Source organism: Paenibacillus sp. Z3-2 (assembly GCF_054161325.1).
Genome location: NZ_CP096397.1, coordinates 4,765,039 through 4,778,347 on the forward strand (window position 1 = coordinate 4,765,039; position 13,309 = coordinate 4,778,347).

General features: G+C 47.7%; 8 protein-coding genes. 3 read left to right on the forward strand and 5 right to left on the reverse strand.

Annotation, left to right across the window (positions count from 1 at the left end; translation table 11 throughout):
- Nucleotides 1–96 precede the first annotated feature (96 nt).
- Complete coding sequence (locus tag M1D71_RS21320) at nucleotides 97–2,169, forward strand: methyl-accepting chemotaxis protein (RefSeq protein WP_458123552.1); 2,073 nt, start codon at nucleotides 97–99, stop codon at nucleotides 2,167–2,169.
- Nucleotides 2,170–2,269: 100 nt separating this feature from the next.
- Entirely contained in the window at nucleotides 2,270–3,442 is a 1,173-nt protein-coding gene (locus M1D71_RS21325; RefSeq protein ID WP_458123553.1) for an aminotransferase class I/II-fold pyridoxal phosphate-dependent enzyme, read from the forward strand.
- A gap of 93 nt (nucleotides 3,443–3,535) precedes the next feature.
- On the opposite strand, the gene M1D71_RS21330 is transcribed toward M1D71_RS21325, so the two are convergent.
- The gene (locus M1D71_RS21330) at nucleotides 3,536–5,629 is read right to left on the reverse strand and encodes a bacterio-opsin activator (RefSeq protein ID WP_458123554.1); all 2,094 of its coding nucleotides are present in this window, start codon (nucleotides 5,627–5,629) and stop codon (nucleotides 3,536–3,538) included.
- A gap of 163 nt (nucleotides 5,630–5,792) precedes the next feature.
- Here M1D71_RS21330 and M1D71_RS21335 point away from each other — a divergent pair, with 163 nt between their 5' ends.
- Entirely contained in the window at nucleotides 5,793–8,969 is a 3,177-nt protein-coding gene (locus M1D71_RS21335) for an S-layer homology domain-containing protein (RefSeq protein WP_458123555.1), read from the forward strand.
- A gap of 170 nt (nucleotides 8,970–9,139) precedes the next feature.
- Here M1D71_RS21335 and M1D71_RS21340 read toward each other — a convergent pair whose 3' ends face one another.
- The 4 genes from M1D71_RS21340 to M1D71_RS21355 form a co-directional block, all read right to left on the reverse strand.
- Nucleotides 9,140–11,191 (reverse strand): iron ABC transporter permease, encoded by a 2,052-nt coding sequence (locus M1D71_RS21340; protein WP_458123556.1) that lies wholly within the window; start codon nucleotides 11,189–11,191, stop codon nucleotides 9,140–9,142.
- A complete protein-coding gene (locus M1D71_RS21345; protein WP_458123557.1) occupies nucleotides 11,188–12,189 on the reverse strand; it encodes an ABC transporter substrate-binding protein in 1,002 nt (333 codons plus the stop codon). The genes M1D71_RS21340 and M1D71_RS21345 overlap by 4 nt, the downstream gene beginning before the upstream one ends.
- 181 nt (nucleotides 12,190–12,370) lie before the next feature.
- A complete protein-coding gene (locus tag M1D71_RS21350; protein WP_458123558.1) occupies nucleotides 12,371–12,913 on the reverse strand; it encodes a CueP family metal-binding protein in 543 nt (180 codons plus the stop codon).
- 170 nt (nucleotides 12,914–13,083) lie between these two features.
- Nucleotides 13,084–13,236 carry a hypothetical protein gene (locus tag M1D71_RS21355; RefSeq protein ID WP_458123559.1) on the reverse strand — a complete coding sequence of 51 codons (153 nt, stop codon included), beginning with the start codon at nucleotides 13,234–13,236 and terminating at the stop codon, nucleotides 13,084–13,086.
- Between the last annotated feature and the right edge of the window lie 73 nt (nucleotides 13,237–13,309).

The window sequence follows — 13,309 nt, forward strand, 5'->3', positions numbered from 1 at the left end:
TTTTTCAGTTTATCGCGGAAATCTACACAAATCCAGTTTTTATACCGACATATAATTAGGCGCATTTAGCGTAATACACATCTGGGGAGATGGAACATGACAAACGTTTTGAAGAAGCGGGGATTAAAGGGAACGCGTGCATCAAGCATCGCAAATACATTGTCCATTGTGCTATTCGTTATTATTGTTGTTGTCTTTGCAGTTCTGGGGACGTTCATGTTCTCAAGCACTCGAAATATTCTGATCACACAGCAAGAATCCATGCTTCAGACCAAGACTCAAGCAATTGTAAGTGAGTTTGATGCATTATTCAAAGAAAAAGGATCGCTTGTTAAACAGATGTCAACGAATAAACTATTTCAACAATATATAGAAACGACCGAATCGGCTGAGGTGGCGACAACTTCTACCTATGCAGCTGAAACCCAAGACACGCTCGCAGCCATTGTAAAGGAAGAACCTTCATTTGCAGATGCCTGGATCGGCGGTCTGGATGGCAAGGGGTTTTGGCTACAAAACGATGGTGCGGCTTCCGCCCCCGATTTTGATATTCAAGCACGCCCGTACTATGAGCCCGTCCTAGCGACAGATGCTCTGTACTACTCTGATCCATATATCGATATCGCTTCGAACAATGTACTTATGGGTATTTTTTATCCAATTAAAGATGAGAGCGATACAATGATCGGATTTGCCGCAGCTGATATTGCATTCAAGGATATCCCGGCGATTATGGAGAGCTATTCACTGGGAAGCACGGGTTATTCCATTCTACTTTCCAAGACTGGAGATATTCTCTACCATCCCGATCAGGAGAAAGTTTTGAAAGAAAACATTACGGATAGCACAGGCGATATTGGGGACATCGGCAAGAAGATGATCGCTGGAGAATCCGGTGTGCAGCTGATTAATGACAATGGGGAGCGTCGTTACATCGGCTACGCAACCAGTATAGATACAGGGTGGTCTGTAGGTCTGACTATATCCGAGGAAGAAGTGCTCGCGGAATTAAAGACCTTCACATGGATTACGCTTGGTGGATTTGCCGTTGCTACTATTCTGCTCGTAATCATCAGTTACATTACACTTCGTTATCTGTTAAGAGCAATCCCACAGCTGCTTGCCAAGATCAAGCTGATTGAACAAGGGGATCTGACGGTTCAGCTGGATACGAATTCCAATAATGAGATCGGTCAGATTGCTCAGGGTTTGAATTCAATGGTGCAGAAGATTCAAGGTATGCTGCAGATGGTTGGCAGTTCAGCTCATGTCCTGAATCAGTCGTCTAACGACCTGCAATCCATATCTTCCAGAACAGCAGTGACTATGAACGATACGTCTACTGCCATCAATGAGATAGCTAATGCGACGAACTATCAGTCTATTGAGACGGAAAATATTTTACGCAAAACAGGTTCATTATCGAATCAAATCGATGAAATTGCGAGTGATGCTCAAGCCATCGAGACGATGGTGCAGACTTCTGTGGACCAGAGCGGCCAAGGACTCTTAGTCGTTGAACAGCTCTCCAAATGGGCTGATGAGAACCATAATTCCACACAGGCCATGTCCTCCATCATTCAGGAGATTGATCTGAGCCGTAATGAAATATCCAGTTTTGTGGACACTGTAAAACAAATTGCTTCACAAACCAACCTGCTGGCACTCAATGCATCGATTGAAGCTGCACGCGCTGGCGAGCAAGGTAGAGGATTTGCTGTCGTTGCAGAAGAAGTGCGTAAGCTTGCGGAACAAACTGCACAAGCGACAGAAGAAATCAACAAGAAGGTACGTGTCATTGAAGAGAAAACCAACATCTCGGTGGAACATACCGTACGCGGTATGAAAATTGCTGAGGAAAATGCCAAATCCGTAGAGGACACCAAACAAGTCTTCTTCAGTATTAACAAGGATCTGGAAGATTTGAAATTCCGCATGATGCAAATCACGGGTAATACAACCCATGTACACAAACATAAAGATGAGATCTTCCAGGCACTGGAGATCATCTCTTCCACAACAGAAGAGAATTCTGCTTCAACGGAAGAAGTTAGCGCAAGCACACAGGAGCAATTGGATAGCATCGAACAGGTAGCAGATCTTTCGAAGCAATTGAATCAGTTATCCAATAAACTGCAAGACGAACTGAGCCAGTTCAAGGTTGAATAGTACAAGTACAATGGACAGCCTCTTTCCTCTTCTCATTTGCACGTTATCCATTTATTATGAATAGATATGTGTACGAAAAGGATTGGAGGCTATATTCATCATGAACTTTGCTAAACGTATGGATCACTTCAGTGAAGGGATCTTCACCCGGCTCCTGGAGATCAAACGCCAGCGCCTGGAGAATGGACAACCTGTTATCGATCTCAGTGTAGGTACACCGAATATTCCACCTGCACAGCATATCATTACTGCGCTATGTGAAGCTGCTGCTGACCCATCGAATTATATATACGCGGTGAATGACCAGAGTGAGCTGCTGCAAGCTACAAGTGAGTGGTACAAGCAGCGCTATCAGGTCGAGCTGGACCCGAGAACGCAGATCTGTTCCTTGCTCGGTTCACAGGAGGGACTGGCTCATATCTCCCTCTCCATCGTCGACGAAGGAGATCTCGTTCTGGTACCTGATCCCTGTTATCCTGTCTTCGCGGACGGGCCTTTATTAGCCGGAGCAGAGCTGTTTTACATGCCGCAAAAAGAAGAAAACGGATATGTTATTCAGCTTCAGGATATTCCGGAGGATATCGCTCATCGAGCGAAATTCATGCTGGTCTCCTATCCCAATAATCCGACAACAGCGATGGCACCGGATCCGTTCTATCTCGACCTGATTGCCTTTGCCAAGAAGTACGATATTATCGTGCTTCATGATAATGCGTACAGTGAGCTCGTTTTTGGCGGGAAATCATGTGGAAGCTTCCTCGCATTCCCTGGCGCCATGGACGTCGGTGTGGAATTCAATTCCTTATCCAAAACCTATGGCCTGGCCGGAGCGCGAATCGGCTTCTGTGTGGGCAATGCAACCATCGTCGCCATGCTTAAAAAGCTAAAATCCAATATGGATTACGGGATGTTCCTACCGATCCAAAAAGCAGCAATTGCTGCCATTACCGGGGATCAATCCGAGGTTGAACAGGTCAGAGCAATCTATGAGGAAAGACGGGACATACTGTGCGAAGGCTTCAGCAGACTCGGATGGGAAATAACGAAGCCCGAAGCAACCATGTTTATCTGGACGCGGATTCCCGCTCATTATGAGGGTTCTGAACACTTCGCCATGGACTTGGTCAGCCAGGCAGGCGTCATCGTGACCCCCGGAAGTGCCTTTGGCCCTTCAGGTGAAGGATATATCAGACTGGCACTGGTGCAGGATAATGAGAACCTTCTCCGAGCAGTGGCTTCTGTTGAGGACAGCGGCATTCTCAGAAACATGTAGAAATAGCCAATAACGCGAGCTGGAACGGATTGAATCCGCAGCAGACTCGCGTTTTTGGTTTGTTATGATCGTTATCGTTCAACTGCTGGTCTTTCATTTCAAAGCCATCCATCTCTGCGTGAACGCATGGCCCAAATGGATGAAGCCCTGCCGCGAATGGCGGTAAAATGTGGCGCGGCTCATATGTAAAGCTTCGGCCAATTCAGACTTGCGATAGTTTCTATGCAGATAGCTTTCCCGAAGTATACGCTGCTCCAGATCAGTAAGCGGATAGGTCGGTGGATCAGCCTGAAGGATGCTCACGACCAACTCACGTGCCATCACTCCCTTGCACCCCATTGCCTGTAAAGGAACCATCTCCTCAAGTACCGTATCCTCATATAAATGTTGAAGCATTAGTCTGACCTCATCCCGGGACAAGACACGGGGTGCTTCCTGCGGGATGAAGCCTGCAGTCTGAATGTTCTGCCTTAGAATACGCTGAACCCAGACCTCAAAGTTCGCCTGCCTGAAATCCAATTCCCATACATGCATCTCCTCCCTGGCATATGGCTGAGACGGCATTGCCCACTCCTCAAATCCCAAATGAGGGAGTAACATGTTTAGTTGTCTGTCCGCAGTGGGAATGATTGCACGCAAACCGCTCATTGCATCAATTAGCCAGGATTGAAACAGCATGCCACCCAGTTCCTCAGGGCGATACGAAGACTGTTCCACGTCTACCGCAGCTAACAGGACACATATCGTATCAGCCGCTTCAGGAGAGAGCCCGCGTGCCGAGTTGACCGGATCGCCCAGCATTTGCATATTATTAGGAGAATATCGTTCCAATATGGACAACGTTTGGTCATGTAACCAAAGTCCAGCACAGAACGCCAAAGGAACCCTGTCCGCATTCCGTATGACACGTATCCCCTCCGACGCATAATTAGCGATATCATCTAATAATGAAGAATACTGTCCGTTCTCGATAAGCTCCGATTGCCAATCTGAACGTGCCAGGGATTCGGCAAGAAAACGCTGTAAGTAGGGAAGATCTTCAGGCTCAAAGAACATCTGCTGTTCCACTTCCCGCTGACGTATCATTGAAAAATCCGTATAAGCATGGGTCGAGGGCAATTGTTCACGGTACAACTCCAAAGTGTGAGCAGCAATCTGCATTTGCAACAGCTTGTTCAGTGAAGGATACTGATTCGTTAGCAATTCCAGTACTCGGGAACGCATCAATTGATAATGGCCGGGGTCGCGACTCTTATATTCCTCCCTCAACATCCGGGATACCAACTGATGCAGAGAAAGCCCGCCGATTCCAGAACGGACACAGGATAATGTACTCAGTGCCGTGTAATCCAATGCACTCAGAGGATGAGTCAACAACTGGTTCAGCATCGTCTGATCCGCTGCCGGGAACAGCGACAGCATCTGCAAAGCCTCATACATATAGGTAGAGGTTGCTTCCTTGAATATTTCTGCACTCAATATGCCAGGAATCTGATGTGCGTAGTCCTCTCGCTCCCTTCCCTGACGTCGCAGCATATCCACCGTTAACGCCAGCAACAGCGGATGACCATCTGTTTTGTGTACAATATTCTGCTGTACGAAGGGTGGCAAGCCACTTGACTGCACATATTCGTGAACCTCTTTGCGAGTGAAAAGCTCCAGGGCAAAAGAGTGAATCTGATTGGCCCATACAAGATTCGTATGCCACTGAACGGGCAGACCTGTCCGCGAAGCCACAATAAGCAAGAATTCGCTTGCTACTAGCAGGGGAAGCAGGCTGGATAACAGCCAGCTATCGATCCGATCTATTGTTTCACAGTTATCAATAATCACTACAGTCCGTTGACAGGTCAGTTCTTCAACAACATGTGTAAGAAGTGGGGTATCTGCGGCACGTGTTCGACCATACTCCGTTTCAAGACTCATCTCCAGATGAGACAGAAAAGCGCGCGGCGTCTGCAGGCAGAACTGTCCATCCATCCACAATGTAACCGTTGAACATCTCTTGGCCTCTGCTGCCATCTCCGTGAGCAGCGTCGTCTTGCCAATGCCTCCAATTCCCGAAATGGAAAAGATTTGTGAAGTGACATCAGGCGAAGCAAGCCAATTGGATAACACCTCCAATTCCTGGGTCAAACCGACAATACACGGCGTAGGGGAATTTCGGTCCACTGATCTAAGATTCATGCTGCACACTACTTTCTATTCATAATTTGAGACAAAAACGAGACACTGCATTTCTTAATAATATACTATACTATTTCTTGATTGGCGTAGACTGTTCCGGTTCCTCACATGCTTATCCATTCAATAATCCATTACTGCAAACCAAAGGGGAAGTGAAGTGTAAATGAAGAAACGCTCATCCATGATGAAAATCCTGCTTGCCATCATTCTGATCGCCGGACAACTGGGCGTGTACAGCTATGTACATGCAGAAGGAGAACCTGACGGACCAAATGCCATTCCTCCGGTTGAGAACGGCTGGGTCCAGGTATCTACCAAAGAGCAGCTTGTATACATGAACCAAAATCAGGAGCTTTATCTGACAGAGAGCATTCGCCTGACTGAGGATATCGACTTGACGGGAATAGACTGGATTCCGTTTGGAGGTAATGACAACGCTCCGTTCAGTGGAACGTTTGACGGACAGGGGCATTGGATTACAGGCTTGTCTATAAACAACGACACCCGATTATCGAACGGCTTTTTGGGTGAGGCCAATGGTCGAATTCAATATATTAACCTGAAGGCCGAAGTTAGAGGAGGCTCCAATACAGGCGCACTTGTCGGCTTTCAATCCGGGGGAAGCATTGATCATGTCTATACGGAAGGAACTGTACGAAGCGGGCACATCTCCAAAAGTGTCACCCCTACAGGGGGCATCGTAGGATTACTGAACAATGCACGTCTGTCTCACTCTTCCTCCGCTGCTTTCGTTACGGTAGGCGAATCTGACAATTTGCATGGAGGTGGACTTGCAGGTTCCCAGATTACGGGCCGCATAAGCGAATCTTACTTTACCGGTAATCTAGATAACGAGCCTGTCAAGGAGCATCCTACCTCCCATATATATGCTGGAGGAATTGTAGGCTATCAGTTAAGCGTCTCAGATGAATACAATATCCTCAACAATACATATTCAACTGGCGCGATCTCCACGCTGAATCCGAGAAGCTACTCCCAATGGGGTGCGATCGGTGGATATGTGACCAAAACAAACATAACGGGTACATACTACGACATGATGACAACAGGTATGACTGTGGGAGCAAGTGATCCTTATCAGAGCACAGTAGAGATCTATGGGAAAACAACAGCTGAAATGAAACAGCATGCTACTTATACCGGATGGGATTTTACAGATACCTGGAACATTCATCCTGCGATCAACAACGGTTATCCTTATTTGCGCCCTGCCATATTATCAACCGAGATGCCTCAGGCGGTTCAGAATGAATCCTATTCCATGAACCTGGCGGGCTATGATGGAGCGCGCGCAGGACTTACCTGGACCGCCTCCGGACTTCCCCAAGGATTAAGCTTGAGCCCTTCTGGTGAGCTGGGAGGTACACCGACACAATCCGGCACGTATACCGTAAACCTCTCGCTGTCGGATGGCGGCTCGGCCACAACTGAACGCGCTCTGCAACTTGTCGTTGCCACGAAGGCTCCAGGCATTGCGAATGCATCGGTTCAGCCCGGACTAGAGGTGGGAGCGACAAGCATTACAGCAGCGCCGACGCAAACGGGTCATTCCTTTGCCTACATGTTGGATCGCACAGACAGCACTCTTCCATCGGTTGGAGATGCGCTGCCTGAGGGTGCGGTAAGCTATATTTCCGGTGCCGATATTCCTGGTGCAAATCCAGGGCAGGTTGTGGACCTGTTTGAAGTGACAGAAGATGAAAACACGGGGAACTATCGCATTCAGGCGTGGCAGCGCTTCGTGCTGGAGCAAAGGCATATTCGCCAGTTTGTCCCGGTTAACGGTCTTCATCTGGAGCCGGCTAAACTGGACCTGACCTCTGGTGGACCCTCGGCTAAACTGACAGCACTCATTGATCCGGAAGACGCTACGAACAAGAACATTCACTGGAGTTCCAGTAATGAGGCTGTCGCTACCGTTGATCTACATGGGGAAATCCAGCCTGTAACTGCAGGTACAACCATAATTACGGTTACATCTGAAGATGGCTTCCATACAGCAACGGCAACCATCACTGTATTCCCCCAGGCTGGTACAGCTCCCGCACCTTCAACAGCTTCAGGATCAGAATCGTCCTCAGAGTTCCCGAATGCTTTGCCGCCAGCCGAAGATCCAGCTACAGTCAAGCTCGAAATTAACAGTATGAACATCAGGTCAACCGCTTCAACAGAGATAGCCCCTGACGCTCAGACTGCAATCCGACTCAAGCCTGATACGGCTTCTCTCGTGCAAGCCTTCGGTGGTTTAGAAGCGGGAATACTGATACGCTTCAGTACGGAATCCCCTGTCGTATACCTGGATCTGCCGGGTGAGTTACTACGGACAATGATGCAAAAGCAACCGGAAATCAGTGTGACCTTCGAGGTCAATGGCGCGAGCTATGAGTTGCCCCTGAACATGTTACCCTCATTGACTGACAACAAGGTTGTTACTATTGGCATCGGTAAAACCTCTCCCAATAACGTCAGCACCCTGGTTTCTGCGGTGAGGAAGCAAGGCTTTGAGCTCATCGGCACCCCCATGGATTTCAACCTTTATATCGATGGAAAACAGATAGAACGTTTAAATCAGGGATATAGCAAACGAATCCTTCCACTCCCTTCGCAGGCTGAATCCGAAAAATCAACAGCTGTGTGGATCGATGCAGAGGATCAGATGCATTTTGTTCCTTCACTGTTCACAAAGGATGACAAGCAGGCGCAAGCCACCATCTCCACACCCCATAACAGCATGTTTGCAGTTGTATCTGCGAATCATGCGTTTACGGACATGAAGGATCACTGGGGACGATACGACGTCGAAATGCTTGCAAACAAATTCATTGTCAAGGGTGTCAACGATGATACCTTTGCGCCAGAGAATCCGGTTACACGTGCCGAATTCGCGGCATTGCTTGTACGTTCCCTTGGATTGCCTGAGCACCAGCAAACATCAGTATTTGCCGATATCCCATCAGCGCAATGGTATACTGGAGCCGTAGGCACTGCACAGGCTGCAGGCTTAATTAACGGTTACGGTGATGGCTTGTTTAGACCGGAGACACCAATTACCCGGGAACAAATGGCCGTAATTCTCGTCCGTGCATTGGATTTTGCAGGATTGAAGCCTCAGCTGAACACGGATGCACTGAATGTGTTGGCCGATCGAGCCACTCTTTCGGTGTGGGCTTCCGACTCTGTATCCATTTTACTGGAAGCAGGCTTGATGGAAGGTATGCTACCCAACAGGGTTTCTCCTAAGGAAATGGCAACCCGGGCTCAGAGTGCGGCAGTATTGAATCGCCTACTGCAATATATGAAGTTTATCGACAGCCCATAGTAGCCAAGTCTTTATAAATTATCTAAGAGCGGTTCGTTCAATATAGATACAGAGGAAGAAGGCAACATGGCACAGTTAATAAAAAATATACGCCAAAAAGCACGCTCATGCATGATGTATGAGCGTGCTTTTTTTCACTCCAAATCCCGCACTGTGTCTTTAATTGCCACTTACTTCATCGACTTGCGCCAGTTGGAACGATACATCAGATACAGGAAGTACGGCGTTCCGATAATTGCAATGAGTATGCCTGATGGAATCTCTGTTGGCGCCATGACGGTTCTGCCGATCGTATCTGCCAATACCAACATGACTGCACCGGCTAATGCGGATAAAAACATCGAACGTCTTAACTTATTCCCCGTCAGTAACCGAACCATATGTGGTGCAATCAGACCGATAAAACCGACGGTTCCTACACAAGCAACAGCACCTGCTGCAAGTAATACACCAACTGTCATGGCCAGTAATCGTGTACGGCGTACACCCAGTCCAAGTCCAGATGCACTATTGTCGTCGAATACCAACAGTTCGAATCTACGCGCCAGCCACCAGGCCACAGGTAACAGAATAACTAAAAATAATCCGATAACCTTCACCTGTTCCCAGGTACGAGCATAGGTGCTTCCTGTCAGCCAGATATACCCGCTGCTACCGTAGACGGCACCACGTACAATCAGAATCTGAATACCTGCTCCAGCAATGGCAGACATCGCGATCCCTAGCAACACAACCGCCGAAGGGTTCAGTCCTTTCTTCCAAGAGAGGGAGAACACAACCACTGCAGCAATGGCTGCACCGATGATTGCCGCAATGGGCAGCAAGTATATCGGAAGACCCGGCCATAAGATGATGACCATCATCGCTCCAAGCCCTGCACCTGAGGACACACCGACAATTGAAGCATCTGCCAGAGGGTTACGTACCGCCATCTGAATGAGCACTCCACTGATTGCCAGTGCAGCTCCTGCACCTGCGGCAACAAGTGTACGCGGAATTCGAAGCTGAATCAGAGCGGAGAACAGTCCATCCGATTGGAACAGACTCGGCAACCAATCGGCCAGCGGAATTCGCATACCGCCAAACATCGTACTGAGCAAGATAAGCACGACGGTTATGACTGAAAATAATACAGCCATCGGGCCAAATGCAAAGCGACGCGCGGCTCCTCCTGTGCTCATTGAAGTAGACATGCCTGATCCGCTCGCAGCCTTCATGCGTGTAAGAACAAGCCAGATGAGCCACGGTGCACCAATGATCGCCATAACGGCACCCGTTGGCAGCTCCATGCTGGAGTTATGTACCATCTTGGCGAGGACGTCTGCTCCAACCAGGAGCGCTGCGCCCCATATGAACACACCAGGTAAAAGTAATCGATTGGAACGTACACCACTCAATCGAACCAGATGAGGTGCAACCAGTCCGACGAAGCCAATGGGCCCGATTACACTGACAATCACAGCAGCCAGCAATACCGCGAGAATTAATCCACCGGCACGAGCCAATCCAACCTTTTGTCCCAAGGAAGAAGCCGTTGATTCATCCAGTTCAAGCATATCCCACTGTTTGGACAGGATTAACGCGAGAATAGTAATGCCAACTACCCAAGGCCAAGCATAGGACACACCACTCCAGTCATTCTGAACGAGTGTTCCGGAGCCCCACAGGAATAACCCTTGTGTCTCCATCGAGAAAAAAATATGTAATGCGCTTGTAAATGAACCAAGCACCATCGATACAATCATACCGGACAACGCAAGTCGAACCGGGCTTGATGTTCGTCCGCCGCCCATGAAATAAGCTGCAAATGCTGCCAGCAAACCACCCAGAGCTGCGAAGAGAAAAGGCGACTGACTTATCAGACCTGGAAAAGCGATAGCTCCCAGCACCACCACAAAGTATGCTCCTGCATTAATGCCCAGTGTATCTGAAGCAGCCAGTGGATTACGAGTAATGGTCTGCAGCAATGCGCCCGCAACAGCCAGTGCGCCGCCTGCAAAAATACCAATCACTGTACGTGGCATGCGCAAATCCCAGACCATATTGTGCTCTAGTGTATCCTGTCTGCCCGTAAGAGCGTCCCAAACGACATGCAAAGGAATGGATGCCTCTCCATAAATTAGACTTACAAAAAAAAGCACGATGAGAGCGGTTAGACCGCCCCCATATATGCTTATTGTCCGCCAATTCATAGCCGGCTTAGATCCTTGAACCGAACTCATTTGGTAATCGCCTCGACTACACCATCAACCAATACTTTGGAGGAGATCGGCCCGCCAAATGTCCATGTTGTGCTATCGAGTTGATATATGCGTTTATCCTTCACAAAGTTGAGTCCATTCCAAACGGAGTTATCTTTCATGGCTGTGCCAAAAACGTCATCGTCTGGCTGTGTAATATAAATGAAGTTACTGTCCTGTACAGTCGATAATGACTCAATGCCTACTGTAGAGAAGCCATAACTCTCCATCTTGTCCGGCTGCCAATCATTAACCAAGCCAATCTTGTCGAGCGTACCAATAACTACAGAGTTATCCGTAAACATACGCAGGCTGGCTGCATTTTGATATGTGAACGCTTGTGTCAGTGCAAAGTTGAAGTTTTCTTTCCCCGCAGCAGCCAGTTTTTCCTTGGCTTCCACATAATGCTGATCGAGGTCACTCAGAACTTGTTTTGCTTTGTCTTCTTTGCCTAGAGCTGTTGCAATGTTATTAAAAATCTCTGTCATCTTGTCATAATCATAACCGTCACCATCATACGGATCATATTCAATCGTTGGTGCAATTGCATTCAGCTGATCGTAGACCGCTGTATTATTATCTGCATTGGCAATGATCAGATCTGGCTTCAATGCAGCAATAGCTTCCAGATTCGGCTCACTGCGTGTTCCGATATCCGTAACACTGTCATCCAGTGCTGCTTCGGAGGTTACATAGAGTTTATAGTTAGCATTATCTGCGTTGCCTACTGGTTGAACTCCCAGGGCAACAACATCTTCTGTATATGTCCATTCAAGTGTAACGACACGCTCTGCCGGCTTGTCCAATTGAAGCTCTCCACGTTTATGCTTCACTGTAACAGGACCTGCGGTCTCTTCAGCAGGAGCACTACCCGAATCGCTGCCTTGACTTGTATCTGTTGTAGTACTGGCTTTACCACACCCTGCCAAGACCAGCACAAAGGCCAGCATGATCAACAGTCCATTTAACCCTTTTTTCATATCTTTATTCTCCCCTGTTTATATGTATTTATATGATAACAATTATCATTATCACTATTGGATTATGCCGTAGGAATGGATTTTTGTCAATGCAAAGTCACCTGTGATTTTGATTCTCCGAATAATAGGAAAAAGGAACTGCTCTTCAGCAATCCCCTTCCCTTAGATAGATCACACTTGATTAACTCAGCTGCATTGTAGTAATGCACGTATCATCATTGTCATATGTAGACAGTTGGGTCTCTGCAACTTTCCCGTCATGAACTACACGAATGAGATATGTTCTGTTTCTGGGAACCCATAGATCCATAAATCCGTTTGCACCCGATTTCATCATGGAATCCTTCATTAAAGTGTTGCCTTCAGAGTCGTGAATAGTAACATTGAATTCCTCATCTACCATTTCCCCCTGACAGCCGGTCAAGCTATGAATTGCACAGGGATGGGTCTGATCCACGTAGGGTGCAATGGAAAGAAAGAATTCATTTCCAGGCAAATCATATGCAGTGGTCTTTTTATCCTGATCGGTGACAATTAACTGTTTGGCATTGATCGAAGCAGATTCCGGCGTCTCCTTACCTGTGCTGATATCTTCTACCAATTTTCTGATGTTGGGCGCACTGGCTGTACCCGCATCTTCCTTGCCCGTATTGTGCGCAAACAGATAGGTTCCAATTACAATTACAACTACAACACTAGCAATAATCCACATTTGTTTCTTCATCTGGAGTCCATCTCCTCGTCTGTTTTACTTAAGTATAATGGAGAACGAACCAACATGGACTTATACAGCACGGAATTCACCATATATTCACATATATGGTTGGCTCAATTCGGGATATGCATATATGATATCTGGTCGATAAGTCTTACTGCTCATTGCGTGAGCGACAATTAATATGCCATAATTCGATCTGCCATTTCCTCGGCTTGCAGCACCGCAGACAACGGGTCGGAGAGGAAATATCTATTCCAGTCAAGGCTAAATAACACGATCTGTCTCGATGGACTTCTGCCATGGTTTGCCTGAAGATTCGTTAAGTCCATGTACTGGACCATTATCGCGGGATTCGGGGTCGTCCTCTCGGCTCCCGGTTGGATCATAGCATGGAGCGAGCGC